The 25,578-nt window shown below is 53.2% G+C and carries 19 protein-coding genes, 5 tRNA genes, 3 rRNA genes and 1 other RNA gene; 5 read left to right on the forward strand and 23 right to left on the reverse strand.

Annotated elements, in window-relative coordinates; genetic code table 11:
* Nucleotides 1-29 precede the first annotated feature (29 nt).
* The 11 genes from rplJ to K6958_RS18875 all read right to left on the reverse strand — a co-directional run bounded on the left by rplJ (nucleotide 30) and on the right by K6958_RS18875 (nucleotide 5,242).
* Nucleotides 30-527: a 50S ribosomal protein L10 gene (gene rplJ / locus K6958_RS18825; RefSeq protein ID WP_011091858.1), complete on the reverse strand. Its 498-nt coding sequence runs from the start codon at nucleotides 525-527 to the stop codon at nucleotides 30-32.
* Between the two features lie 346 nt (nucleotides 528-873).
* Complete coding sequence (rplA, locus tag K6958_RS18830) at nucleotides 874-1,578, reverse strand: 50S ribosomal protein L1 (RefSeq protein ID WP_249892528.1); 705 nt, start codon at nucleotides 1,576-1,578, stop codon at nucleotides 874-876.
* Nucleotides 1,579-1,581: 3 nt separating this feature from the next.
* Nucleotides 1,582-2,010, reverse strand: coding sequence for a 50S ribosomal protein L11 (gene rplK / locus K6958_RS18835; RefSeq protein WP_249892529.1), 429 nt, complete (start codon nucleotides 2,008-2,010; stop codon nucleotides 1,582-1,584).
* Between the two features lie 150 nt (nucleotides 2,011-2,160).
* Nucleotides 2,161-2,706: a transcription termination/antitermination protein NusG gene (gene nusG, locus K6958_RS18840; RefSeq protein ID WP_085069543.1), complete on the reverse strand. Its 546-nt coding sequence runs from the start codon at nucleotides 2,704-2,706 to the stop codon at nucleotides 2,161-2,163.
* A 1-nt stretch (nucleotide 2,707) separates the two neighbouring features.
* Nucleotides 2,708-3,091 (reverse strand): preprotein translocase subunit SecE, encoded by a 384-nt coding sequence (gene secE, locus K6958_RS18845; protein WP_249892530.1) that lies wholly within the window; start codon nucleotides 3,089-3,091, stop codon nucleotides 2,708-2,710.
* A 231-nt stretch (nucleotides 3,092-3,322) separates the two neighbouring features.
* A complete protein-coding gene (gene tuf / locus K6958_RS18850) occupies nucleotides 3,323-4,507 on the reverse strand; it encodes an elongation factor Tu (RefSeq protein WP_249892531.1) in 1,185 nt (394 codons plus the stop codon).
* A 112-nt stretch (nucleotides 4,508-4,619) separates the two neighbouring features.
* A tRNA-Thr gene (locus K6958_RS18855) sits at nucleotides 4,620-4,695 on the reverse strand.
* 5 nt (nucleotides 4,696-4,700) lie between these two features.
* Nucleotides 4,701-4,775, reverse strand: a tRNA-Gly gene (locus tag K6958_RS18860).
* A 128-nt stretch (nucleotides 4,776-4,903) separates the two neighbouring features.
* Nucleotides 4,904-5,028, reverse strand: a non-coding RNA gene (locus tag K6958_RS18865) — RtT sRNA.
* A gap of 43 nt (nucleotides 5,029-5,071) precedes the next feature.
* A tRNA-Tyr gene (locus K6958_RS18870) sits at nucleotides 5,072-5,156 on the reverse strand.
* Between the two features lie 10 nt (nucleotides 5,157-5,166).
* A tRNA-Thr gene (locus K6958_RS18875) sits at nucleotides 5,167-5,242 on the reverse strand.
* Nucleotides 5,243-5,858: 616 nt separating this feature from the next.
* Between K6958_RS18875 and coaA the strand changes: the two genes are divergently transcribed.
* A complete protein-coding gene (coaA, locus tag K6958_RS18880) occupies nucleotides 5,859-6,809 on the forward strand; it encodes a type I pantothenate kinase (RefSeq protein ID WP_249892532.1) in 951 nt (316 codons plus the stop codon).
* A gap of 68 nt (nucleotides 6,810-6,877) precedes the next feature.
* On the opposite strand, the gene birA is transcribed toward coaA, so the two are convergent.
* From birA to pepQ, 10 genes are all read right to left on the reverse strand, one after another.
* Complete coding sequence (birA, locus tag K6958_RS18885; protein ID WP_249892533.1) at nucleotides 6,878-7,840, reverse strand: bifunctional biotin--[acetyl-CoA-carboxylase] ligase/biotin operon repressor BirA; 963 nt, start codon at nucleotides 7,838-7,840, stop codon at nucleotides 6,878-6,880.
* The gene (gene murB, locus K6958_RS18890; RefSeq protein WP_249892534.1) at nucleotides 7,837-8,874 is read right to left on the reverse strand and encodes a UDP-N-acetylmuramate dehydrogenase; all 1,038 of its coding nucleotides are present in this window, start codon (nucleotides 8,872-8,874) and stop codon (nucleotides 7,837-7,839) included. Before murB ends, birA begins: the two co-directional genes overlap by 4 nt.
* Before the next feature lie 327 nt (nucleotides 8,875-9,201).
* Nucleotides 9,202-9,317 (reverse strand): 5S ribosomal RNA (rrf, locus tag K6958_RS18895).
* 201 nt (nucleotides 9,318-9,518) lie between these two features.
* Nucleotides 9,519-12,421: ribosomal RNA gene (locus K6958_RS18900) — 23S ribosomal RNA — on the reverse strand.
* A gap of 307 nt (nucleotides 12,422-12,728) precedes the next feature.
* Nucleotides 12,729-12,804, reverse strand: a tRNA-Glu gene (locus K6958_RS18905).
* 173 nt (nucleotides 12,805-12,977) lie between these two features.
* Nucleotides 12,978-14,519, reverse strand: a 16S ribosomal RNA gene (locus K6958_RS18910).
* Together the 16S, 23S and 5S rRNA genes with 1 tRNA gene alongside form the textbook arrangement of a ribosomal RNA operon.
* A gap of 375 nt (nucleotides 14,520-14,894) precedes the next feature.
* Entirely contained in the window at nucleotides 14,895-15,431 is a 537-nt protein-coding gene (gene hemG, locus K6958_RS18915) for a menaquinone-dependent protoporphyrinogen IX dehydrogenase (protein ID WP_249892535.1), read from the reverse strand.
* A 16-nt stretch (nucleotides 15,432-15,447) separates the two neighbouring features.
* Entirely contained in the window at nucleotides 15,448-16,899 is a 1,452-nt protein-coding gene (gene trkH / locus K6958_RS18920; protein WP_249892536.1) for a Trk system potassium transporter TrkH, read from the reverse strand.
* A 23-nt stretch (nucleotides 16,900-16,922) separates the two neighbouring features.
* On the reverse strand, nucleotides 16,923-17,540 hold the full coding sequence (locus K6958_RS18925; RefSeq protein WP_249892537.1) for an IMPACT family protein: 618 nt from the start codon (nucleotides 17,538-17,540) through the stop codon (nucleotides 16,923-16,925).
* Nucleotides 17,540-18,871: a Xaa-Pro dipeptidase gene (pepQ, locus tag K6958_RS18930; RefSeq protein ID WP_249892538.1), complete on the reverse strand. Its 1,332-nt coding sequence runs from the start codon at nucleotides 18,869-18,871 to the stop codon at nucleotides 17,540-17,542. The genes K6958_RS18925 and pepQ overlap by 1 nt, the downstream gene beginning before the upstream one ends.
* 185 nt (nucleotides 18,872-19,056) lie before the next feature.
* Between pepQ and fadB the strand changes: the two genes are divergently transcribed.
* The gene (gene fadB / locus K6958_RS18935) at nucleotides 19,057-21,243 is read left to right on the forward strand and encodes a fatty acid oxidation complex subunit alpha FadB (protein WP_249892539.1); all 2,187 of its coding nucleotides are present in this window, start codon (nucleotides 19,057-19,059) and stop codon (nucleotides 21,241-21,243) included.
* 11 nt (nucleotides 21,244-21,254) lie between these two features.
* Nucleotides 21,255-22,418, forward strand: coding sequence for an acetyl-CoA C-acyltransferase FadA (fadA, locus tag K6958_RS18940; RefSeq protein WP_249894738.1), 1,164 nt, complete (start codon nucleotides 21,255-21,257; stop codon nucleotides 22,416-22,418).
* A gap of 78 nt (nucleotides 22,419-22,496) precedes the next feature.
* Here fadA and fre read toward each other — a convergent pair whose 3' ends face one another.
* Together fre and ubiD are read right to left on the reverse strand one after the other, a co-directional pair.
* Nucleotides 22,497-23,198: an NAD(P)H-flavin reductase gene (gene fre, locus K6958_RS18945; RefSeq protein ID WP_249892540.1), complete on the reverse strand. Its 702-nt coding sequence runs from the start codon at nucleotides 23,196-23,198 to the stop codon at nucleotides 22,497-22,499.
* Between the two features lie 40 nt (nucleotides 23,199-23,238).
* Nucleotides 23,239-24,723, reverse strand: a complete 1,485-nt coding sequence (ubiD, locus tag K6958_RS18950; protein ID WP_249892541.1) for a 4-hydroxy-3-polyprenylbenzoate decarboxylase — start codon at nucleotides 24,721-24,723, stop codon at nucleotides 23,239-23,241.
* A 205-nt stretch (nucleotides 24,724-24,928) separates the two neighbouring features.
* On the opposite strand from ubiD, the gene K6958_RS18955 reads away from it, so the two are divergent.
* Together K6958_RS18955 and rfaH are read left to right on the forward strand one after the other, a co-directional pair.
* Entirely contained in the window at nucleotides 24,929-25,159 is a 231-nt protein-coding gene (locus tag K6958_RS18955; RefSeq protein WP_249894764.1) for a hypothetical protein, read from the forward strand.
* Nucleotides 25,081-25,569, forward strand: a complete 489-nt coding sequence (gene rfaH / locus K6958_RS18960; protein WP_249892542.1) for a transcription/translation regulatory transformer protein RfaH — start codon at nucleotides 25,081-25,083, stop codon at nucleotides 25,567-25,569. Before K6958_RS18955 ends, rfaH begins: the two co-directional genes overlap by 79 nt.
* The last annotated feature ends 9 nt before the right edge of the window (nucleotides 25,570-25,578 follow it).

Here is a 25,578-nt window from a genome sequence, read left to right on the forward strand (position 1 = left end):
TACGTAAAAGTGCGTAGTAAAAGAAGGCCTTAAGCGGCTTCTTTTGCATCGCGTACGGCAGCCAGGGTGCGGACCAGTTTGCCTGCAGCGGCTTCTTTCATGGTCGACATCAGACGTGCCAGTGCTTCTTCGTAGGTCGGCAGCGTTGCCAGACGGTCAATTTGTGCCGCCGGGATCAGCTCACCTTCAAAGGCTGCAGCTTTGACCTCAAATTTTGCATTCGCTTTCGCGAAATCTTTGAACAAACGAGCAGCAGCGCCCGGATGTTCCATAGAATATGCAATCAGGGTCGGACCAACAAACGTGTCTTTCAGGCACTCGAACTGAGTACCTTCTACGACGCGGCGCAGCAGGGTGTTACGAACAACACGCATGTAAACGCCAGCTTCACGACCTGCTTTACGCAGTTCAGTCATTTTATCTACGGTCACGCCACGGGAATCCGCAACTACCGCAGACAGCGCGCCTTTGGCTACTTCGCTGACTTCAGCAACAATCGCTTGTTTGTCTTGAAGATTTAATGCCATTAGCTTTTGCTCCTGGATTTTAGCCGGGGGAAAAATTCCACCGGAACTCACTTCACCTGGCGACCGAAAGGAAGCCAGGCGCTAAAACACGGTGAGCAGAATCCAGAAAATAAAAATATTCTTCAGGCTCTGTCACCGTCTACGCAGGACGATTAAGTTTCTTACGAAACACCTGCGGTCTTGGACGGAGGCCTGGATAAGGCCAGGCTCCAACCGAAAATCTGTTGCCTCTCTTTTCTTTAACGGCTTTACAGACGCTAAATAATCAGGTTCAGGCAGGCGTTCTGTTTAACAGAACAACGGGCGTAAGATTCTAGTAGAAACTTTCGCCCGCGTAAAGCGATTATTAATTCGCCACTGCAGTCAGACCAGCCTGGTCGATGGCAACGCCAGCGCCCATGGTGGTAGACAGGCTAACTTTCTTGATGTACACGCCTTTCGCCTGAGACGGTTTTGCTTTTTTCAGCGCAACCAGCAGAGCTTCCAGGTTTTCTTTCAGTTTGTCAGCATCGAAATCAACCTTACCGATAGTGGTATGGATGATGCCGTTTTTGTCATTGCGGTAGCGAACCTGGCCAGCTTTAGCATTTTTAACTGCTTCAGCAACGTTCGGCGTAACCGTACCCACTTTCGGGTTCGGCATCAGACCGCGCGGGCCCAGAACCTGGCCCAGCTGGCCAACAACGCGCATTGCATCCGGAGATGCGATAACAACGTCAAAGTTCATTTCGCCTTTTTTGATCTGTTCTGCCAGATCTTCCATACCTACCAGCTCAGCGCCAGCTGCTTTAGCAGCTTCAGCGTTCGCGCCCTGGGTAAACACAGCAACGCGTACAGAGCGGCCGGTACCGTGCGGCAGTACGGTTGCGCCACGCACGTTCTGGTCAGATTTACGAGCGTCGATGCCGAGGTTTACAGCAACGTCAACGCTTTCAACGAATTTAGCGGTAGCCAGTTCTTTCAGCAGAGCAACAGCTTCGTTGATGTCATACTGTTTGGTAGAATCAACTTTGTCACGGATCACGCGCATGCGCTTGGTCAGCTTAGCCATTTCTTAGTCCTCCACTACCAGGCCCATGGAACGAGCAGTACCTTCGATAGAGCGAGTCATCGCTTCTACGTCAGCACCAGTCATGTCCGCAGCTTTGGTTTCTGCGATTTCACGTACCTGAGCACGGGTTACTTTACCGACTTTGTCTTTGTTCGGCTTGCCGGAACCAGACTTAATACCCGCCGCTTTTTTCAGCAGCACAGCTGCCGGAGGCGTTTTGGTAACGAAGGTGAAAGAACGGTCAGAATAAACGGTAATAACAACCGGGATCGGCAGACCTTTTTCCAGGCTTTCTGTTTTGGCGTTAAACGCTTTACAGAATTCCATGATGTTAACGCCCTGCTGACCCAGAGCCGGACCTACTGGCGGACTCGGGTTAGCCATACCAGCTGCAACCTGCAGCTTAACGTAGGCTTGTACTTTCTTAGCCATGATATTTCCTCTTTTGGGTATAACGCCGTTTAAGGCTTCCCGTGATTAATCTTTCACATGGCGCTGGCGCCACATAAAAACAAAAGGCGCGAAATTGTAGGGCAATTTCGCGCCTTCTGCAACCCTTAATCGAAAATTTCGATTGGGGAATTAGCCTTTTTCGACCTGGCCGAAATCCAGCTCAACCGGGGTGGCACGACCGAAGATAGAGACAGAGACCTTCAGACGGCTCTTCTCATAATCAACCTCTTCCACCACGCCGTTAAAGTCAGCAAACGGACCATCGTTAACGCGAACCATTTCACCCGGTTCGAACAGCGTTTTCGGACGGGGTTTGTCGCCAACCTGTTGCAGACGGTTCATGATCGCATCGACTTCTTTATCGCTAATCGGTGCCGGACGATCGGAAGTACCGCCGATGAATCCCATAACGCGCGGAACGCTGCGCACCAGGTGCCAGCTCGCGTCATTCATAACCATTTGCACCAGGACGTAGCCCGGGAAGAATTTGCGCTCGCTTTTGCGACGCTGGCCGCCACGGATTTCAACCACTTCTTCCGTGGGCACCATGACTTCGCCAAACAATTCTTCCATATTGTGCAATTTGATATGCTCACGCAGCGACTGTGCTACGCGCGCTTCAAAACCGGAAAACGCCTGAACGACGTACCAGCGCTTTTTTGGAGCTTCAGACATCTCAGAACCTCAGGCCAGTGATAAACGATACCAGACGGACCAGAATACCATCCAGCCCCCACAAAATCAGTGACATCACGGCGGTAACCGCGGCAACGATTAACGTGGTATGCAGCGTTTCTTGACGCGTAGGCCAAATGACTTTGCGCACTTCGGTTCTGGCTTCACGAGCGAAAGCCAGCGTTGCTTTACCCTTCGTCGTCAGCAATGCGATGCCGCCTGCCGCCGCGATGAGAACAACAACAGCCAATGCGCGCAGCGGTAAGGTCACTTCGCGATAATAGAAGTTACCCACGATTGCTGCGATCAGCAAAATGGCGACGACTACCCACTTTATCGCTTCCAGGCCGCGCCCGCTTCCTTGAGCTTCGGTATTAGCACTCATAAACCAACCTGCCACATAAATCAGAAACAATTTTGCCCCGCGCATGCGAGGCAGCCAAACCGAATGCAGCTGTTGAGGCGTAACTCGGTCGATCACGCCGTGCTACAGAGCCTGTCTCAGCAATGATTATGAGCAGAAAATCACTGATGAGCCAGGTTCTATGTTACAGCGTATAAAAAGGGCATCAAATGATGCCCTCTTCTTGTACGTTGCGTCAAATGTTATCGGCGATTAGCCCAGAACTTTAGCAACAACGCCCGCGCCTACGGTACGGCCGCCTTCACGGATGGCGAAACGCAGACCGTCGTCCATCGCGATCGGGTGAATCAGGGTAACAACCATTTTGATGTTGTCGCCCGGCATCACCATCTCAACGCCTTCCGGCAGTTCGATGGTGCCAGTCACGTCAGTAGTACGGAAGTAGAACTGCGGACGGTAGCCTTTGAAGAACGGAGTGTGACGGCCGCCTTCGTCTTTGGACAGAATATAAACTTCTGATTCGAACTGGGTGTGCGGCTTGATGGAGCCCGGCTTAGCCAGAACCTGGCCACGCTCGATCTCTTCACGTTTGATACCACGCAGCAGAACGCCAACGTTCTCACCAGCACGGCCTTCATCCAGCAGTTTGCGGAACATTTCAACGCCGGTACAGGTAGATTTCGCAGTATCTTTGATACCCACGATTTCAACTTCTTCACCCACTTTGATCACGCCACGCTCAACACGACCGGTAACAACGGTACCACGGCCAGAGATAGAGAATACGTCTTCGATCGGCAGCAGGAACGGCTTATCAATTGCACGCTCAGGTTCCGGGATGTAAGAATCCAGGTGACCAGCCAGCTCGATGATTTTCTCTTCCCACTCAGCTTCGCCTTCCAGCGCTTTCAGCGCTGAACCGCGAACGATCGGGGTGTCGTCGCCCGGGAAGTCGTACTGTGACAGCAGGTCACGTACTTCCATTTCAACCAGTTCCAGCAGCTCTTCGTCATCAACCATGTCACATTTGTTCAGGAACACGATGATGTAAGGAACGCCAACCTGACGACCCAGCAGGATGTGCTCACGGGTCTGCGGCATCGGGCCGTCAGTCGCAGCAACAACCAGGATAGCGCCGTCCATCTGAGCAGCGCCGGTGATCATGTTTTTCACATAGTCGGCGTGGCCCGGGCAGTCAACGTGCGCGTAGTGGCGAGTCGGGGTGTCATATTCAACGTGAGAGGTGTTGATGGTGATACCACGCGCTTTTTCTTCCGGCGCGTTATCGATCTGATCGAATGCGCGCGCTGCGCCACCGTAGGTTTTCGCCAGAACGGTAGTGATAGCTGCAGTCAGGGTAGTTTTACCGTGGTCAACGTGGCCGATAGTACCGACGTTGACGTGCGGTTTTGAACGTTCAAATTTTTCTTTAGACATCGATTGTCCCTCTAAGACACGGTTAAATCGGTGATATCACCACATCAACCAGGCATCGCCTGTGCTGTTGAATTTTTTTGTACAGGAAGAATCAGGGAGGGAGATAAAGAAGTGGTGCTGATACCCAGAGTCGAACTGGGGACCTCACCCTTACCAAGGGTGCGCTCTACCAACTGAGCCATATCAGCACATCTGGAGCGGGCAGCGGGAATCGAACCCGCATCATCAGCTTGGAAGGCTGAGGTAATAGCCATTATACGATGCCCGCAACCTGGAACTCGGCTACCTGTTCTTTCTGTAGCAAATGAATAATAAGTTAAGGAGGCTTATTATTCGAGCTTCGAGCCAACTTGCGTTGCTTGCTGACTCTGACTGTGCTTGAGCTCAGTCTGAATATGGTGGTGGGAGAAGGATTATTCGTCGCTTTGCTCCTCACCCTTCGGGCCGCGCGGTGCGCGTTGTCTCGCGCTGCTCGACTCGAACCTTAACGAAGGTTCTCACCTTCTCCAAACTGAAAACCATTGGCGTTTCAATTTGGTTTAGCTTCGTTGCCAAAGCTTAATATGGTGGTGGGAGAAGGATTCGAACCTTCGAAGTCTGTGACGGCAGATTTACAGTCTGCTCCCTTTGGCCGCTCGGGAATCCCACCTGATACTTGATGGTGCCGGCTACCGGAATCGAACTGGTGACCTACTGATTACAAGTCAGTTGCTCTACCTACTGAGCTAAGCCGGCATCAAGTGAGGCGCATTCTAGGAAGACCGGCTGGCGTATGCAACAAAAAAATTGCGATAAATGTTCTATCGGTCACTATTTGTGCAATTCTTCGCAAATTTGTCATTTTTTGAAGAAAAAACAACCGTTCCGGCTGGTATCACAACGGCGTAAGGGCGTGGAGCTTTCTTCTTCCGCTCACTTTTAATCGGCTCAAAGGCCTCTTCGCCACGTCATTTTTTATCATCGCGCGGTTATATTGCTCGATTACATTGCGGCATTGTGCGTCTGAGGTTTATCCAGCAGGAAGAGAAAAGCCAGTAAAACTGTTTTATGTGATAAGCATCACATTTTATTTCTCGCTGTTTAAAACTGGATGCCTTATTCATCCTCCTTTATCGACTGAGCAAACCGCCAGCGTTTAGCGCATGGTCTCCTGCGTTCTATTGCATAGCAATAACAAAAACTGCGGGGATCGTTCCGATTGCATTTAACGATGCATTTTTTTCCTTCTTTTTCTCCTGTTACTGGTGTTAACCTCCTGCGCATTGTTTTCTGAAATTACCCTCAGGGCACAGGAAGAACGCTATGCTTACCTGTTGCCATTCGGTAAATATCTGCTGGCAGAAGCATGCTTATGAGTAATAAAGAGCCCTCGTTTACCACCCCGTATCTGTCATTCAGTCGCCAACAATGGGCTGCGTTACGTGATTCTGTCCCGATGACATTATCAGAGGATGAGATCGCTCGTCTGAAAGGGATTAATGAAGATCTTTCGCTGGAAGAAGTGGCTGAAATCTATTTGCCGCTGTCCCGTTTGCTGAATTTTTATATTAATTCGAACCTACGTCGCCAGGCAGTGCTGGAACAGTTTTTAGGTACTAACGGGCAAAAGATCCCTTATATCATTAGCATTGCAGGCAGCGTGGCGGTAGGGAAAAGCACCACTGCGCGCGTTTTACAGGCTTTGCTAAGCCGCTGGCCAGAACATCGTCGCGTTGAATTAATTACTACCGATGGTTTTCTTCATCCGAACGCCGTATTAAAAGAACGCGACCTGATGAAGAAGAAAGGGTTTCCCCAATCCTATGATATGCATCGGTTAGTCAATTTCGTCGCCGACCTGAAATCAGGGGCAAGCGAAGTGACCGCCCCAGTTTATTCACATCTGATTTATGATGTCATTCCTGATGGGGATAAAGTGGTGCAGCAGCCGGATATTTTAATCCTTGAAGGCTTAAACGTCCTGCAAAGCGGGATGGATTATCCTCACGATCCCCATCACGTATTCGTCTCTGATTTCGTTGATTTTTCTATTTACGTCGATGCGCCTGAAGATTTACTGGAAGACTGGTATATCAAACGCTTCCTGAAGTTCAGAAAAGGGGCTTTCACCGATCCCGACTCCTATTTTCATCATTACGCTCAGCTTTCAGAAGAGGAAGCGGTGAAAATTGCCACCCAGCTATGGAAAGAGATCAACTGGCGTAACCTGAAGGAAAATATTTTACCCACGCGCGAACGTGCCAGCCTGATTCTCAGCAAAAGCGCTAATCATGCCGTGGAAAAGGTGCGGTTACGTAAATAAGGTGGGATGCGGCTTCTGGCAGAAGAGAGATGCTCCGCCAGAAGCGCTCTGACTAACGCGATAAGCAATTAATTTTGCGGACGCAGGGATATTTCGCCGCCTACCCAGGGCTTCGTTACGCCATCTTGTTCAAGCAGTAATCCGCCTTGCTGATCAATACCACGAGCGATACCTAATACTTCCCGCTCGCCAATCAGTAACTTCACCGGCCGGTTGATAAAGTTATCCAGCCGCTGCCAGCGAGGCAGGAAAGGCGCTAATCCCTCGCGTTCAAAATCACGCAGGCTATGGCGTAATTGGTTTACCAACAGGCTGACCAGTTCGTTACGGTTGATAGTGATGCCTGCTTCTTGCAGGTTAATCCAGCCCTGATTGACTACGCTGGCATCAGGTGTACGCATTTTCAGGTTAATTCCCGCGCCAAAAACGATTTGCGCCGCATCGCCTGTTTTTCCGATCATTTCAACCAGGATGCCCGCCAGTTTACGATCGTTCAAATAAAGATCGTTCGGCCATTTTACCCTTACGCCTTCTGCACCCAGCTGCTGCAATACTTCAGCAATAACGATACCGATAACTAAGCTTAAGCCCATCGCTGCGGCAGGCCCTTGTTCAAGACGCCAATACATCGAGAGATAGAGATTAGCGCCGAAAGGAGAAAACCACTGGCGCCCACGGCGTCCACGGCCTGCCTGTTGGTATTCAGCTACGCAAGCGTCACCGGTTTTTAGCGACCCCATGCGTTCTAACAGGTATTGGTTAGTTGAGTCTATAACGGGTATAACTGCCACCCCCTGCTGATCCAGGCGCTGATTGATTTCCGCTTCATCCAGCAACTGAACAGGCTCAGGCAGACAATAACCCTTGCCCGTAACCGTAAAGACATCCAACCCCCATTCTTTCAGCGTCTGGATATGTTTATTTATCGCGGCACGACTCATTCCTAGCTTTTCGCCAATTTGCTCGCCCGAATGGAATTCTCCATCAGCTAAAATAGCCACCAACTTTAACGGTACGCTGTTATCTTTCATGAAATGACCTCAACGGCATTCTTCTCTCCGTCAGCACCAATAAACCGCACTTCAGGTTCCAGCCAGACGTTAAATTTTTCGCCTACGCGCTGCCTGATTTCACGCGCTAATGCGACCACATCCTGCGCGGTTGCTTCTTCAGCATTAATTAATACCAGAGCTTGTTGCTGATGTACCGCCGCCCCGCCAATGCGATAGCCCTTAAGCTGGCAGTGATCAATAAGCCAGCCCGCTGCCAGCTTAACGTTGCCATTACTTTGCGGGTAGTGTGGAGCATGCGGCCAGGCGGTCAGCAGCGACGCGGCCTGTTCTGCATCAATAACAGGGTTTTTGAAAAAGCTGCCGGCATTGCCGGTTATGGCAGGATCGGGCAACTTGCTACGACGCATATGGCAAACGGCATCAAAAATTTGCTGCGGCGTTACGGTTGCCGCATCCATCTTAGCCAGATCGCCATAGCTCATTACAGGTTGCCAGCGTTTAGGTAAGCTAAACCCGACGTTGATGATCGCATAACCGTGCTGCAGATGATGCTTGAAGACGCTGTCGCGATAACCAAACTGACATTCTGCTGCCGTCATTCGATGAATCTGACCGCTTTCCAGTTCAAGGACTTCAACCCATTCACAGACATCTTTTAACTCTACGCCATAAGCACCGATATTCTGGATTGGCGAAGAGCCAACGCAGCCTGGAATTAAAGCGAGGTTTTCCAGTCCAGCGATACCTTGCTGTAGCGTATAGGTTACCAGGTGATGCCAGTTTTCACCGGCCCCTACCTGCACATGCCAGCGATCTGCACTTTCGGTGATAGCGATCCCTTTGATGCGATTTATGACGACTATGCCGCTAAAAGGCTGCAGGAAAAGGACGTTACTGCCCTCGCCTAACAACAGGAAGGGCAAATTATGCTGATAGCATTCACGCCAGGCTGCAAGAATAGCTTGCGGCGTTGCTGCGTATACAATTTTTTCGGCGCCCGTTTCAATGGCGAAGGTATGTAATTTTTTAAGTGAAAATGCAGGAGTGGACATGAAGCGGCCTTTTCCGATTAACTGCGCTCAGTTTACCCGATCGCTGGAGCGGGAAGAAAATTTTATCCTGGCTGGCGGGAGAAGATTTCTAAAAATAAAACGTAGGCGGATAACAGAGAAGCGGCCAGTCAGGTAAAGGCGCAGTTCAGCGAGATAGAAGAGGCAAAAAAGCGAATTGATAATCTCCAGCAGGCTTCGGGTACAAAGAGCCGGCCAGCCGGGACTTCTGAAGATCACGGACGTAAGTAGAGAAAAGAGGGGGTTATCCAGCAGGCCGCAGACACGAAAAAGCCCCAGCTTTCGCTGAGGCTCTGTCGTTGTTTTGATGCCTGGCAGTTCCCTACTCTCGCATGGGGAAGCCCCACACTACCATCGGCGCTACGGCGTTTCACTTCTGAGTTCGGCATGGGGTCAGGTGGGACCACCGCGCTCTTGCCGCCAGGCAAATTCTTTGTGCACGGAACGGCTCTTTTGCGCTGCTGCTGCGTTGGCTGCTCTCGCATAACTCAGTTACATACTTCTGTATGCGCCTTCGTTATGTCTCGCTGGCCGCCTGGCTTCAGCACAAAATCTTCCGTTCCCGCAAATATCTATCCGGTGAACAAAGCTGAAAATCTCTCAACTCAAAACGCCTGTGGCGTTGTAAGGTTAAGCCTCACGGGTCATTAGTACCGGTTAGCTCAACGCATCGCTGCGCTTACACACCCGGCCTATCAACGTCGTCGTCTTCAACGTCCCTTCAGGAGACTCAGGGTCTCAGGGAAGACTCATCTCGAGGCAAGTTTCGTGCTTAGATGCTTTCAGCACTTATCTCTTCCGCACTTAGCTACCGGGCAGTGCCATTGGCATGACAACCCGAACACCAGCGGTGCGTTCACTCCGGTCCTCTCGTACTAGGAGCAACCCCTCTCAGTCTTCCAGCGCCCACGGCAGATAGGGACCGAACTGTCTCACGACGTTCTAAACCCAGCTCGCGTACCACTTTAAATGGCGAACAGCCATACCCTTGGGACCTACTTCAGCCCCAGGATGTGATGAGCCGACATCGAGGTGCCAAACACCGCCGTCGATATGAACTCTTGGGCGGTATCAGCCTGTTATCCCCGGAGTACCTTTTATCCGTTGAGCGATGGCCCTTCCATTCAGAACCACCGGATCACTATGACCTGCTTTCGCACCTGCTCGAACCGTCACTCTCGCAGTCAAGCCAGCTTATGCCATTGCACTAACCTCACGATGTCCGACCGTGATTAGCTGACCTTCGTACTCCTCCGTTACACTTTGGGAGGAGACCGCCCCAGTCAAACTACCCACCAGACACTGTCCCCACGCCGGTTCACGGCGCCAGGTTAGAACATCAAACATTAAAGGGTGGTATTTCAAGGATGGCTCCGTGCGAACTGGCGTCCGCACTTCACAGCCTCCCACCTATCCTGCACATCAAGGCTCAATGTTCAGTGTCAAGCTGTAGTAAAGGTTCACGGGGTCTTTCCGTCTTGCCGCGGGTACACTGCATCTTCACAGCGAGTTCAATTTCACTGAGTCTCGGGTGGAGACAGCCTGGCCATCATTACGCCATTCGTGCAGGTCGGAACTTACCCGACAAGGAATTTCGCTACCTTAGGACCGTTATAGTTACGGCCGCCGTTTACCGGGGCTTCGATCAGGAGCTTCTCTTGCGATAACCCCATCAATTAACCTTCCGGCACCGGGCAGGCGTCACACCGTATACGTCCACTTTCGTGTTTGCACAGTGCTGTGTTTTTAATAAACAGTTGCAGCCAGCTGGTATCTTCGACTGGCTTCGGCTCGGGGAGCAAGTCCCTCCACCTACATGCCAGCGTGCCTTCTCCCGAAGTTACGGCACCATTTTGCCTAGTTCCTTCACCCGAGTTCTCTCAAGCGCCTTGGTATTCTCTACCTGACCACCTGTGTCGGTTTGGGGTACGATTCGTTGTTACCTGATGCTTAGAGGCTTTTCCTGGAAGCAGGGCATTTGTTGCTTCAGCACCGTGGTGCCTCGTCGTCACGCCTCAGCCTTGACCCTCCGGATTTGCCTGGAAAGTCAGCCTACACGCTTAAACCGGGACAACCGTCGCCCGGCCAACATAGCCTTCTCCGTCCCCCCTTCGCAGTAACACCGAGTACGGGAATATTAACCCGTTTCCCATCGACTACGCCTTTCGGCCTCGCCTTAGGGGTCGACTCACCCTGCCCCGATTAACGTTGGACAGGAACCCTTGGTCTTCCGGCGAGCGGGCTTTTCACCCGCTTTATCGTTACTTATGTCAGCATTCGCACTTCTGATACCTCCAGCATGCCTCACAGCACACCTTCGACGGCTTACAGAACGCTCCCCTACCCAACAACACACAGTGTCGCTGCCGCAGCTTCGGTGCATGGTTTAGCCCCGTTACATCTTCCGCGCAGGCCGACTCGACCAGTGAGCTATTACGCTTTCTTTAAATGATGGCTGCTTCTAAGCCAACATCCTGGCTGTCTGGGCCTTCCCACATCGTTTCCCACTTAACCATGACTTTGGGACCTTAGCTGGCGGTCTGGGTTGTTTCCCTCTTCACGACGGACGTTAGCACCCGCCGTGTGTCTCCCGTGATAACATTCTCCGGTATTCGCAGTTTGCATCGGGTTGGTAAGCCGGGATGGCCCCCTAGCCGAAACAGTGCTCTACCCCCGGAGATGAATTCACGAGGCGCTACCTAAATAGCTTTCGGGGAGAACCAGCTATCTCCCGGTTTGATTGGCCTTTCACCCCCAGCCACAGGTCATCCGCTAATTTTTCAACATTAGTCGGTTCGGTCCTCCAGTTAGTGTTACCCAACCTTCAACCTGCCCATGGCTAGATCACCGGGTTTCGGGTCTATACCCTGCAACTTAGCGCCCGGTTAAGACTCGGTTTCCCTGCGGCTCCCCTATACGGTTAACCTTGCTACAGAATATAAGTCGCTGACCCATTATACAAAAGGTACGCAGTCACCCCATAAAGAGGCTCCCACTGCTTGTACGTACACGGTTTCAGGTTCTTTTTCACTCCCCTCGCCGGGGTTCTTTTCGCCTTTCCCTCACGGTACTGGTTCACTATCGGTCAGTCAGGAGTATTTAGCCTTGGAGGATGGTCCCCCCATATTCAGACAGGATACCACGTGTCCCGCCCTACTCATCGAGCTCACAGCACATGCATCTTCGTGTACGGGACTGTCACCCTGTACCGTGCGCCTTTCCAGACGCTTCCACTGACACACATGCTGATTCAGGCTCTGGGCTGTTCCCCGTTCGCTCGCCGCTACTCAGGGAATCTCGGTTGATTTCTTTTCCTCGGGGTACTTAGATGTTTCAGTTCCCCCGGTTCGCCTCATGCCACTATGTATTCATGACATGATAGTGCAACGGATTGCACTGGGTTTCCCCATTCGGGTATCGCCGGTTAATAGCGGTTCATATCACCTTACCGGCGCTTATCGCAGATTAGCACGCCCTTCATCGCCTCTGACTGCCAGGGCATCCACCGTGTACGCTTATTCGCTTAACCTCACAACCCACAGACGTCTCGTGACGGCTGCGCATCACGTCAGCTTCGTTGTGCAGTGCTCGCCATGCTCATGGACAATAAGTCCACTCCGCCTGCTGCGCGCTGTACGCCTTGCTGTCGTTTTGCTCGCTCGTCCCGGTGTACTGATTCGGGATGTAAGTATTGAGAGAATCGTGAACAACATAACGTTGTTCCGTTTTCAATTTTCAGCTTGTTTCCGGATTGTTAAAGAGCAATATCTTAAAGCCGACTTCTCAGTCAGTTTTAAGATATTTTGGCAGGTGACTTTCACTCACAGACCAGCAAGTGGCGTCCCCTAGGGGATTCGAACCCCTGTTACCGCCGTGAAAGGGCGGTGTCCTGGGCCTCTAGACGAAGGGGACACGAAATTTGCTGTGCGAATCACCGATTCGCTAATTTCGTGTAAGGGCGAGATTTTCTTAAGAAAATCGAGCGACAATATCTTTTGTCACTGTACCCCCTACGCGTAAACGCCTTGCTCGTTACTTCTATCAGACAATCTGTGTGAGCACTTCACGGGCGGGATTCAGCATGGTAAGGAGGTGATCCAACCGCAGGTTCCCCTACGGTTACCTTGTTACGACTTCACCCCAGTCATGAATCACAAAGTGGTAAGCGCCCTCCCGAAGGTTAAGCTACCTACTTCTTTTGCAACCCACTCCCATGGTGTGACGGGCGGTGTGTACAAGGCCCGGGAACGTATTCACCGTGGCATTCTGATCCACGATTACTAGCGATTCCGACTTCACGGAGTCGAGTTGCAGACTCCGATCCGGACTACGACGCACTTTATGAGGTCCGCTTGCTCTCGCGAGGTCGCTTCTCTTTGTATGCGCCATTGTAGCACGTGTGTAGCCCTGGCCGTAAGGGCCATGATGACTTGACGTCATCCCCACCTTCCTCCGGTTTATCACCGGCAGTCTCCTTTGAGTTCCCGGCCGAACCGCTGGCAACAAAGGATAAGGGTTGCGCTCGTTGCGGGACTTAACCCAACATTTCACAACACGAGCTGACGACAGCCATGCAGCACCTGTCTCACGGTTCCCGAAGGCACTTCCGCATCTCTGCAGAATTCCGTGGATGTCAAGGCCAGGTAAGGTTCTTCGCGTTGCATCGAATTAAACCACATGCTCCACCGCTTGTGCGGGCCCCCGTCAATTCATTTGAGTTTTAACCTTGCGGCCGTACTCCCCAGGCGGTCGACTTAACGCGTTAGCTCCGGAAGCCACGAGTCAAGCTCACAGCCTCCAAGTCGACATCGTTTACGGCGTGGACTACCAGGGTATCTAATCCTGTTTGCTCCCCACGCTTTCGCACCTGAGCGTCAGTCTTCGTCCAGGGGGCCGCCTTCGCCACCGGTATTCCTCCAGATCTCTACGCATTTCACCGCTACACCTGGAATTCTACCCCCCTCTACGAGACTCTAGCCTGCCAGTTTCGAATGCAGTTCCCGGGTTGAGCCCGGGGATTTCACATCCGACTTGACAGACCGCCTGCGTGCGCTTTACGCCCAGTAATTCCGATTAACGCTTGCACCCTCCGTATTACCGCGGCTGCTGGCACGGAGTTAGCCGGTGCTTCTTCTGCGGGTAACGTCAATGAATAAGGTTATTAACCTCACTCCCTTCCTCCCCGCTGAAAGTACTTTACAACCCGAAGGCCTTCTTCATACACGCGGCATGGCTGCATCAGGCTTGCGCCCATTGTGCAATATTCCCCACTGCTGCCTCCCGTAGGAGTCTGGACCGTGTCTCAGTTCCAGTGTGGCTGGTCATCCTCTCAGACCAGCTAGGGATCGTCGCCTAGGTGAGCCGTTACCCCACCTACTAGCTAATCCCATCTGGGTTCATCCGATGGTGTGAGGCCCGAAGGTCCCCCACTTTGGTCTTGCGACGTTATGCGGTATTAGCCACCGTTTCCAGTGGTTATCCCCCTCCATCGGGCAGATCCCCAGACATTACTCACCCGTCCGCCACTCGTCAGCAGAGCAGCAAGCTGCTCTCTGTTACCGTTCGACTTGCATGTGTTAGGCCTGCCGCCAGCGTTCAATCTGAGCCATGATCAAACTCTTCAATTAAAAGTCTGATGCTCGAGAAAAACGTCGTAATGAATTACGTGTTCACTCTGAGACTTGATACTGCAATTATTTTTGCGATATCCCGTCCGTGAGTGCCCACACAGATTGTCTGATAAATTGTTAAAGAGCAGTGCGACCGGCGTTTCGTGCCGTTGTCGCGAGGTGGCGTATATTACGCTTTCCTCTTTCAGAGTCAACCCCTTTTTCAGAAGTTTTTCTCCGGCGATTCAGACTTCGCTGAACCGCTCAACACCGCGTGGCGTAAGCCGTTGTGCCGTGTCGATGGAGGCGCATTATAGGGAGTTCTCGACCCCTGACAAGTGTTTATTTCAAAAAAATGATTGTTAGGTTTATTTTTCAGCAATCCGTTTCTTTTTAGCGCGATTTGCTGCTCATTTGGACAAATTCTTTAGCGAAACGCTCTACCTGTTGCCAGTCGGTATACTCTACTTCTTTACGCGGATCGGTCTCGCCGCCGGTCATACGCATAATAAATTGGATCATCACACGGTCGAACCAGCCGTAGCGCGGATACCGCAGCGCCCCGGCAAACACGGCGCAGCTATCCGGCTGCCATGGCGACTGTAGTAAAAACTTACGCGTATAAGCATTGGTTTGCGGCGTACGCTTTTCCGGCTTACGTGCCGTCAGGTTAACGGAAAAGAATCCGCTTACGCGCTGCTGCAGCTCGGCCAGATGCTTTTTCACAAAACGCGCCACCGCCGGCTGGAAATGTCCATAGCGAATGGATGCGCCTATCAGTACCCGATCGTATTGCGTCCAGTCGATCTGTTGCGCGTGCAGGATATTGATGACGTCGCACTCCTGATGCGCTTTCAACGTATTCGCTATATAAGACGCAATTTCCCGCGTTTGTCCGTCACGGCTGGAAAACAGGATCAACGCTTTCATTATTCTCTCCTTGGGTTTACTCACGCCAGAAGGTAGGCGTGAACAATACCAATAACGTAAAGACTTCCAGACGACCAAAAAGCATGGTCGATATTAAAATCCATTTAGCGACGTCATTCATGGAAGTGAAATTATCTGCCACGACGCCTAATCCGGGACCAAGGTTATTCAGCGTAGCGGCTACGGCGGCAAACGCTGAAAAATCGTCAACGCCGGTGGCGATAATCGCCAGCATACTCAGCAAGAAAACCAGCGCATAAGCGGAGAAGAAACCCCATACCGCTTCGAGGATGCGTTCCGGCAACGCACGATTCCCCAGCTTGATGGTATAGACCGCATTGGGGTGGACCAGCCGTTTCAGCTCGCGCGACCCCTGCTTAAACAGCAACAGAATACGAATGACCTTCAGGCCACCCCCGGTTGAGCCGGCGCAGCCGCCGATAAAAGCGGAACAAAGCAGCAGGACCGGTAAGAAAAGCGGCCAGCGCGCAATACTGTCGGTAGTAAAGCCCGCCGTGGTCGCCATCGATACCACCTGAAAAAAGGCCTGATTTAGCGTTTGCAGCCCACTGGCATACACATTATGGAACCACAGCACCAGAGTACATATCACCACCAGCGTCATCTGCACGCCGATAAACATGCGAAACTCCGGATCGCGCCAGTAGACGCGTAGATTACGCCCACTCAATAGCGAAAAATGCAGGCCATAGTTACAGCCCGATATCAGCAGGAAAACGGCAATGATGGTATTAATGGTGGGACTATTAAAATAGCCGACGCTGGCATCATGGGTAGAAAAGCCGCCGATGGCAATCGTTGAGAAGCTATGACCGATGGCGTCGAACAACGGCATGCCCGCCATCCACAGCGCCACAGCACAGGCTACCGTCAGCAAAACGTAGATTAACCACAGCGTTTTGGCCGTTTCAGCAATACGGGGACGCATCTTGTTATCTTTTAGCGGACCCGGCATTTCCGCCCGATACAGCTGCATTCCCCCAACGCCCAGAATTGGCAAAATAGCCACGGCCAGGACGATAATCCCCATCCCGCCAAGCCATTGCAGCATTTGACGGTAAAACAGGATCGCTTTCGGCAATGCGTCCAGCCCCACCAGCGTCGTGGCGCCAGTGGTGGTTAAACCAGAAAAGGATTCAAAAAAAGCATCGGTAACTGAGAGGTTAGGATGTTCGGCAAAAATAAAGGGCATAGCCCCGACGCTGCCCAGTACCGTCCAGAACAGCACCACAATCAAAAACCCTTCGCGCGGCTTCAGATCATGCTTCTGTTTGCGGTTAGGCCACCAGAGGATGGCGCCAATTAACAGCGCCATGATAAATGTCTGACTGAATGCGCGCCCGGCGCCATCGCGATAAATTAACGCTACTAAACCAGGCACGATCATTGTTCCGGAGAACAGAATGACCAATAGCCCAACGATGCGGGTAATGGCACGAAAATGCATTCTGCCGTTTCCTTAAGATAAAATTAGGGGGTTACCGGCACGAGCGCTAAGGCTCCGCGGCTAATGTCCGTTAAATTTTGGCTAAACCCATCGACTTGCGCATGGGGTAACGCCAACGTTAGCGAGACAACATCCAGAAATTCCGTCTTAAGCAGTTCTCCTTCAAAACGCTGAACCAGGCGCTCTACATCACTAAGCTGAGCATAATCGCAGCGTAGCTGAAAACGGCGCATCGGCACCTTTTGTTTACGGGCCAGCTGTTTTAGCGCCTGCTGCACTCCACCGCCGTACGCCTTTACCAGCCCACCGGTGCCGAGCATGATCCCGCCATAATAGCGCACTACTACGGCGGTAATCTCGCCAACCTGACTGCCCATCAGCTGCGCCAGCATCGGCTTGCCTGCCGTTCCTGACGGTTCGCCGTCATCAGAAAAACCCAGCTGCTGTGAATCATCAGGCGCTCCGGCGACGTACGCCCAACAGTGATGGCGAGCAGTGGGATGCTCCGCTTTACTCTGCTGGACGAACGCCTTCGCCGCTTCAACGCCTTCGGTATGCGCCAGCAGCGTAATAAAGCGGCTTTTTTTGATGGTTTCTTCACTGATGCTCAATGGCTCAGCGGGAATATCATAAGCGTCCATTATTCCAAATGCAGATCGCGCGTCATGTTCTCAACGCGGTTAGCATAAATCACCACGTTATCCTCAATGCGAATACCGCCATAAGGCTGTAACTCATCGATCGCCTGCCAGTTAAAGTACTGGCTATGTTTTCCATCTCGCCATGGGGCCAGCAGCGACTCGATAATATAAAAGCCCGGCTCGATGGTGAGCACCATGCGCGGTTCCAGCACGCGTGTACAACGCAGGAAAGGATACTGCTGCGGCGCCGCCAAATGCGTGCCCTTATCGTCCTGCATAAAGCCAGCGACATCATGCACCTGCAGCCCAAGCGGATGACCTAAACCGTGCGGCATAAACGGCCCGGTCAGGTTTTCCGCCACCATTGCCTCTTCGCTGATGCCGCGCACCAGATCGAACTTCAGCAACATAGCGGCGATACGCTGATGCATCTGAAGATGGTAGTCGCTATAGCGGACGCCCGCTTTTAACGTATCGATCAACGCCAGTTCGTGTTGGTTCATCTCCCGGACGATACGGGCAAACAGCGAATCGCTCTGCGCGGCATAGGTGCGCGTCAGATCGGCAGCGTAGCCGTTATATTCCGCCCCGGCATCGATTAAAAAGCTGCGGCGCTGCGGCGGCGTTTGGTGATCGAGTTTGGTGTAGTGCAGCACGGCCGCATGTTCATTCAGAGCGATAATGTTGCCATAAGGCGCGTCGGTATCGCGATGTCCCGTCGCCGTCAGATAGGCGAGATTAATATCAAACTCGCTCATGCCGGAAAGAAAGGCCTCTTTCGCCGCCCGATGGCCCGCGACGGCCAGCTTTTGCGCTTCCCGCATACAGGCCAGCTCATAGTCGGTTTTATAAGAGCGGTGATAGTGCAGGAAATCGATCACGCCCTGCGGATTGATATGGTCGGCGCTAATATCCAGCTGCATGGCGCGCTGCGACACCGGACCGATATAAGCGACGTTCTGACGCGCCCGCGGCAACAGCGCGCCGATATCCTCAGCGTTTCTCAACGCCACAACTTCTATTTCATCAGTCCAGAAGCTATGCGGTAAAGGCTCAACGCTATGCCAGTAATCAACGGGCGACCAGAACCACAGCTTCGGCTTATTGATGCCATCCACCCACAGCCAGCAATTTGGCAGCTGCGTTACCGGCACCCAGGCTTTGAAATGAGGATTGACCTTAAACGGGTAGTCATGATCGTCAAGAAACACCGTCAGCAGCTCGCCAGAATGAATCAGCATGCCATCGAGTTTGAAGCGCGCCAGCACCTGCTGCGCACGCTGCTGTAAGGTAGCAATGTGTTCTTTATACAAGGTAACCAGGGTATCCATTTCCGTACTCCGCGTCAGAGAATTGACCGCATCTTACCACAGCAGGTGAGCGGATGCCGTGTCGTCGCCGCCTGTGATCTTGTTTGCAAATGGGCAATGTTTTGTTTGCAAATAGTTAACATCAATCTCACACTCCGATCATCTGGTACGACCAGATCCCCTAAATGCGGTTTCAGGAGACGGACATGCTCTACCAAGGCGACACACTATCCCTGAACTGGCTGGACGATGGCATCGCCGAGCTCAGGTTCGATGCCCCCGGTTCGGTCAATAAGCTGGATACGCAAACCGTAGCCAGCCTGGGCGAAGCCATTGCCGTACTGGAAAAACAGACGGCGCTGAAAGGCGTACTACTCAGCTCATCGAAGCCAGCCTTTATCGTTGGCGCGGATATTACTGAATTTCTGTCGTTGTTTAATGCGCCAGCGGACAAGCTGGCGCAATGGCTAACGTTTGCTAATAGTATCTTTAACCGTCTGGAAGATTTGCCGGTTCCGACTCTTTCCGCCATTCAGGGCTATGCGCTTGGCGGCGGCTGCGAATGCGTTCTGGCCACCGATTTTCGTATCGCTACGCCGGATGCGCGCATTGGATTGCCGGAGACCAAACTGGGCATTATGCCGGGCTTTGGCGGCTCGGTACGTCTGCCCAGGCTGTTAGGCGCCGACAGCGCGCTGGAAATCATCGCCGCCGGGAAAGATGTGGACGCGAAAAGCGCGCTGGCGTTAGGCCTGGTGGATGCCATCGTACCGGCGGAAAAACTTCGCGCCGGCGCTATCGCGATGTTACGGATGGCGATGGACGATGCCTCTTTCTGGCAACAGCGCCGACAGCCGAAACTACAGCCGCTCAAGCTCAGCGCTATTGAAGCGGCGATGAGCTTTACCATCGCGAAAAGCATGGTGCAGCAAACCGCCGGGAAACATTACCCGGCGCCGATGAAAGCGGTAAAAACCATTGAAGCGGCTGCCGGTTTGGGTCGCGATGAGGCGTTAAAGCTGGAAACCAATGCTTTTGTTCCGCTGGCGCAGTCAAAGGAAGCGCGGGCGCTGGTCGGTATCTTCCTGAACGATCAATACATCAAAGGTAAAGCGAAAAAACTGGCGCAGGGTCAGCCGCTACCAAAGCAGGCGGCGGTACTGGGCGCCGGGATTATGGGCGGCGGCATTGCTTATCAATCCGCCTCAAAAGGCGTGCCGGTAATCATGAAAGATATCAGCGAGAAGTCTCTGACGCTGGGCATGAGTGAAGCCGGGAAACTGTTAAATAAACAGTTGGAGCGCGGCAAGATCAATGCGCTCCAGCTGACCAGCATCATCTCTACTATTCAGCCTACCCTCTCTTTTAGCGGTTTTGAGCGTGCCGATATCGTGGTTGAAGCTGTCGTCGAAAACCCGCAGGTGAAAGCCAAAGTGCTGGCGGAAACCGAAGCGCAGGTAGGAGAAAATAGTGTTCTGGCCACCAATACCTCCACTATCCCGGTCAGTCAGCTGGCGCGGGCATTAAAACGACCGGAAAATTTCTGCGGTATGCACTTTTTTAATCCAGTGCATCGAATGCCGCTGGTAGAGGTGATCCGCGGCGAACAAACCTCAGAGGCCACGCTGGCGAAGGTGGTGGCCTGGGCCAGCAAAATGGGCAAAACACCTATTATCGTTAATGACTGTCCCGGTTTCTTCGTCAACCGCGTGCTGTTCCCCTATTTCGCTGGTTTTAGCCTGCTGCTGCGCGACGGCGCTGATTTCCGCCAAATCGATAAGGTCATGGAAAAGCAGTTCGGCTGGCCAATGGGGCCGGCGACGCTGTTGGATGTGGTCGGACTGGACACCGCGCATCATGCGCAAAGCGTAATGGCCGATGGCTTTCCAACGCGAATGAAAAAAGATTACCGCGACGCTATCGATGCGCTATTTGAGGCGCAGCGTTTTGGTCAGAAAAATCAGCGCGGTTTTTACGCCTGGGAAAGCGATAAAAAAGGCAAAACCAGTAAAGTGGCCGATGCGGAGACCGATGCGCTATTGCAAAGCGTCAGCGCGCCAAAACGTGAATTCAGCGATGAAGAGATCATTGCGCGCATGATGATCCCGATGATTAACGAAGTGGTGCGCTGCCTGGAAGAACAGGTGATCGCCAGCCCGGCGGAAGCGGATATGGCGCTGATCTACGGTCTGGGATTCCCGCCGTTCCACGGCGGCGCCTTCCGCTATCTCGATACGCTGGGCAGCGCCGCCTTTATCGCCCAGGCGCAGCAATTTGCGAATCTTGGCCCGCTCTATGCCCTGCCGCAGCTGCTGACAGATAAAGCGCAACGTAACGAGAGCTGGTATCCCCCGGCCGAACCCATTAATGAAGCCGCGCTGGCAACGGCGTGAGGAGCAAAATGATGGAAAATGTAGTTATTGTTGATGCCATCCGTACGCCGATGGGCCGTTCCAAAGGAGGAGCATTCCGTCAGGTTCGCGCTGAAGATCTTTCCGCTCACCTGATGCGCAGCCTGCTTAGCCGCAATCCGGCGCTGGAAGCCGCGGCGCTGGATGATATTTACTGGGGCTGCGTACAGCAGACGCTGGAACAAGGTTTTAATATTGCGCGTAACGCCGCGCTGCTGGCGGAAATCCCGCACAGCGTGCCGGCCGCCACCGTTAACCGCCTGTGCGGTTCCTCTATGCAGGCATTGCACGATGCCGCGCGCGCGATTATGGTCGGCGATGCGCACGCCTGTCTTATTGGCGGCGTGGAGCATATGGGCCACGTGCCGATGAATCATGGCGTCGATTTTCATCCCGGCTTAAGCCGCACCGTGGCGAAAGCTGCGGGCATGATGGGCCTGACGGCGGAAATGCTGGCGCGTATGCACCACATTAGCCGTGAAATGCAGGACAGCTTTGCGGCGCGTTCGCATCAGCGCGCCTGGGCCGCAACTCAGGCGGGGCATTTCCATAATGAAATTGTCGCCACCGGCGGTCACGATACCGACGGCGTATTGAAACGCTACGATTTTGATGAGGTGATCCGCCGCGAGACCACGACTGAATCTCTGGCGGCGTTGAAACCCGCCTTCGATCCGATCAACGGCACGGTCACCGCGGGCAGTTCATCCGCGCTATCAGACGGCGCGGCAGCGATGCTGGTCATGAGCGAATCACGCGCCCACGCGCTGGGGCTGAAACCACGCGCGCGCATTAAAGCGATGGCGGTGGTCGGCTGCGATCCTTCTATTATGGGTTACGGCCCGGTGCCGGCTTCAAAGCTGGCGCTGAAGCGTGCCGGCCTGAGCGTTAGCGATATCGATTTGTTTGAGTTAAACGAGGCATTCGCGGCGCAAACCCTGCCCTGCATCAAAGATTTAGGTTTACTGGATCAGATGGATGAGAAGGTTAATCTGAACGGCGGCGCCATTGCGCTGGGGCATCCGCTGGGCTGTTCCGGCGCGCGCATCAGCACGACCCTGCTCAACCTGATGGAGCGGCGCGATGCGCAGTTTGGCCTCGCCACCATGTGTATCGGTCTCGGTCAGGGCATCGCCACTATCTTTGAGCGCGTTTAAGCGTTGTGGCTTCCCCGCCTGTCAGAGGCGGGCTTTTGCGGATTCCAGGGCGACAGGTTTGCCGCCCTGGAGTCAGGCTTAGATAAAGGCAAAGGCATCGCCATAGATTTGCGCTTCCTGCGCGCCGCGCTCAGCGCAAAAACGTTCGCGCGCGATTTTCGCCATCTCAAAACGACCGGCAATATAAATATCATGCTCGGCAAGCGTGCCGAAATCCTGCATAACTGCGGTAAGCACCGTACCGCTGCGCCCCTGCCATGAAGCATCCGTCTGTTCGACAACCGGTACCACCTTCAGATTGGCATGACGCACCGCCAACGCGTTCAGCTCTTCCAGGTCATACAGATGATGGCTTTCACGGCCGCCCCAGTAGATAGCGATATCGCGCTCCGGCTGCTGCGCCAGCGCCGTCAGCAGGATAGAACGGGCATAGGAAAAACCAGTACCGCCAGCAATCAAAATCATGGGGCGCTGACTCTCTTCACGCAGCCAGGCGTCGCCGTGCGGAATATCTACCACCACTTCGCGTTGCTGCTGGATGCGCTCCATCACTGCCATCGCATACAGGTTCAGTTCCGAGGCCCCGATATGCAGTTCGATAATATCTTTTTCCATCGGCGTCGACGCCAGAGAGAACGGACGCTTATCGCGTTCATCCATCACCACCATCAAATACTGTCCGGCGCGGAAGCTAAAATCCGCCTCCGGCACCAGTCGTACCCGATAAACAGTATCGGTAATCGCCTCTACCGAGGTCACTTTACAGCTTAACGTTGTCATGCGTTCCCTCTGTCGGGTCGTCAATGCGTAATTTGCGTCATTAGCGTGACGGCAAATCGTTAAAAATTCCCAACCGATCCCAGATGGCATCGACGCGCGCCGTCACCGCCGGATCCTTCACAATCGGACGGCCCCACTCACGCTGGGTTTCACCCGGCCACTTATTGGTGGCATCCAGGCCCATTTTCGATCCCAGACCCGAAACCGGAGAGGCGAAATCAAGATAGTCGATCGGCGTGTTTTCGATTAGCACCGTATCACGCGCCGGATCCATACGCGTAGTGATCGCCCAGATTACATCATTCCAGTCACGCGCATTGACATCATCATCGCAAACGATAACGAACTTGGTATACATAAACTGTCGCAGGAATGACCAAACGCCCATCATCACGCGCTTCGCATGTCCGGCATACTGTTTCTTCATGGTTACCACGGCCAGGCGATAGGAACAGCCTTCCGGCGGCAGGTAGAAATCAACAATTTCCGGGAACTGTTTGATCAGAATCGGCACCAGGACTTCATTCAGCGCCACGCCCAGTACCGCTGGCTCATCTGGCGGACGACCGGTATAGGTTGAATGATAGATGGCATTACGACGTTGTGTAATATGCGTCACGGTAAATACCGGGAAGTTATCCACCTCATTGTAATAGCCGGTGTGATCGCCATATGGCCCTTCCGGCGCCATGTCGCCAGGCTCGATATAGCCTTCCAGCACGATTTCCGCGCTGGCCGGTACTTCCAGATCGTTGGAGAGACACTTCACCACTTCTGATTTCGTGCCGCGCAGCAGACCGGCAAACGCATATTCCGATAAGGTATCCGGTACCGGCGTGACAGCGCCAAGAATGGTCGCGGGATCGGCGCCCAGCGCTACTGAAACCGGGAAGCGTTCGCCGGGATGGGCTTTGCACCATTCCTGAAAATCCAGCGCGCCGCCGCGATGGGAGAGCCAGCGCATAATCAGGCGATTTTTGCCAATCACCTGCTGACGATAGATACCCAGATTCTGTCGCTCTTTGTGCGGCCCACGCGTGACCGTTAACCCCCAGGTAATCAGTGGCGCGGCATCATCTGGCCAGCACTGCATTACCGGAATGCGCGATAAATCCACCTCGTCGCCCTGCCATACCTGCTCCTGGCAGGGTGCGCTACGCAGCCGTTTGGTGGGCATATTCAGCACCTGCTTAAACTGCGGCATTTTATCGAACAGATCGCGGAACCCTTTTGGCGGCTCCGGCTCTTTCAGAAACGCCAACAATTTGCCTACCTCACGCAGGGCGCTGACCTCTTCCTGCCCCATCCCTAGCGCCACGCGCTTCGGCGTGCCGAAGAGATTGCACAGCACCGGCATGTCATAGCCTTTGGGGTTTTCAAACAGCAGGGCCGGGCCGCCGGCGCGCAAAGTGCGATCGGCGATTTCGGTCATCTCCAGAATGGGATCGACCTCCAGCGTTATACGTTTTAACTCGCCACGCTGTTCAAGCAGCGCAAGGAACTCGCGTAAGTCGTGGTATTTCATCAGATTCATTATTCAGGCCGCAGAATCGGCCATTATAAGGAGGATTCAACGGCTATGCTGAGGTTTGTGTGTACGCGCCCGACGCGGCAACGACACCTGTAGCGCAGAACCTGTTTAATCAATGACATTTCATTAACAGGTTGCGCTGCGAGTCTGAACCACGGACGCCGCCTTCGTCAATTTTCAATTCTACAATTTGTGCCAAATGATCGCCGATAGCGGCTATTTTTACTTTTTTACGCAGGCGATTTGGGCCAATAAACCAGGCGTGGCGCTGGCCCTGATGCGGCGTGATGTCGCTATCGCTCTGAAAGCAGTTTTGCTATTCTTAGCCTTCAATAATTGGAAAGTGACATTATGGAATCCTGGTACCTTCTTTACTGTAAACGTGGTCAGTTATTACGCGCCAAAGAGCATCTGGAGCGGCAGGCGGTAAATTGCCTTAGCCCGATGATCGCTATGGAAAAAATTGTGCGCGGCAAACGAACCACGGTAGAAGAACCGCTGTTTCCCAATTATCTTTTTATTGAATTCGATCCGGAAGCGATTCACACCACCACCATCAGTGCCACACGCGGCGTAAGTCACTTCGTGCGTTTTGGTACGCAGCCGGCAAACGTACCGCTCGACGTTATTGATGCGCTACGCACCGAGACGCCGGAAAAGATGGTCGATCCCGATACGCCCTGCCCAGGCGACAAGGTGGTGATCGTTAAGGGCGCTCTGGAGGGACTGGAGGCGATTTTTACCGAGCCAGACGGCGAGGCGCGCTCTATGCTGCTGCTTAACCTGCTCAATAAGCAGGTTAAGCAAAGCGTGGAAAACAGCGTTTTCCGGAAAGCCTGAGACGTTTAT

Source organism: Mixta hanseatica (assembly GCF_023517775.1).
Classification (GTDB): Bacteria; Pseudomonadota; Gammaproteobacteria; order Enterobacterales; family Enterobacteriaceae; genus Mixta; species Mixta hanseatica.

Coding starts and splice junctions, on each gene's coding strand:
- rplJ (WP_011091858.1), bottom strand. CDS start 527: ATGGCATTAAATCTTCAAGACAAACAAGCGATTGTTGCTGAAGTCAGC.
- rplA (WP_249892528.1), bottom strand. CDS start 1,578: ATGGCTAAGCTGACCAAGCGCATGCGCGTGATCCGTGACAAAGTTGAT.
- rplK (WP_249892529.1), bottom strand. CDS start 2,010: ATGGCTAAGAAAGTACAAGCCTACGTTAAGCTGCAGGTTGCAGCTGGT.
- nusG (WP_085069543.1), bottom strand. CDS start 2,706: ATGTCTGAAGCTCCAAAAAAGCGCTGGTACGTCGTTCAGGCGTTTTCC.
- secE (WP_249892530.1), bottom strand. CDS start 3,091: ATGAGTGCTAATACCGAAGCTCAAGGAAGCGGGCGCGGCCTGGAAGCG.
- tuf (WP_249892531.1), bottom strand. CDS start 4,507: ATGTCTAAAGAAAAATTTGAACGTTCAAAACCGCACGTCAACGTCGGT.
- coaA (WP_249892532.1), top strand. CDS start 5,859: ATGAGTAATAAAGAGCCCTCGTTTACCACCCCGTATCTGTCATTCAGT.
- birA (WP_249892533.1), bottom strand. CDS start 7,840: ATGAAAGATAACAGCGTACCGTTAAAGTTGGTGGCTATTTTAGCTGAT.
- murB (WP_249892534.1), bottom strand. CDS start 8,874: ATGTCCACTCCTGCATTTTCACTTAAAAAATTACATACCTTCGCCATT.
- hemG (WP_249892535.1), bottom strand. CDS start 15,431: ATGAAAGCGTTGATCCTGTTTTCCAGCCGTGACGGACAAACGCGGGAA.
- trkH (WP_249892536.1), bottom strand. CDS start 16,899: ATGCATTTTCGTGCCATTACCCGCATCGTTGGGCTATTGGTCATTCTG.
- K6958_RS18925 (WP_249892537.1), bottom strand. CDS start 17,540: ATGGACGCTTATGATATTCCCGCTGAGCCATTGAGCATCAGTGAAGAA.
- pepQ (WP_249892538.1), bottom strand. CDS start 18,871: ATGGATACCCTGGTTACCTTGTATAAAGAACACATTGCTACCTTACAG.
- fadB (WP_249892539.1), top strand. CDS start 19,057: ATGCTCTACCAAGGCGACACACTATCCCTGAACTGGCTGGACGATGGC.
- fadA (WP_249894738.1), top strand. CDS start 21,255: ATGGAAAATGTAGTTATTGTTGATGCCATCCGTACGCCGATGGGCCGT.
- fre (WP_249892540.1), bottom strand. CDS start 23,198: ATGACAACGTTAAGCTGTAAAGTGACCTCGGTAGAGGCGATTACCGAT.
- ubiD (WP_249892541.1), bottom strand. CDS start 24,723: ATGAAATACCACGACTTACGCGAGTTCCTTGCGCTGCTTGAACAGCGT.
- K6958_RS18955 (WP_249894764.1), top strand. CDS start 24,929: ATGATCGCCGATAGCGGCTATTTTTACTTTTTTACGCAGGCGATTTGG.
- rfaH (WP_249892542.1), top strand. CDS start 25,081: ATGGAATCCTGGTACCTTCTTTACTGTAAACGTGGTCAGTTATTACGC.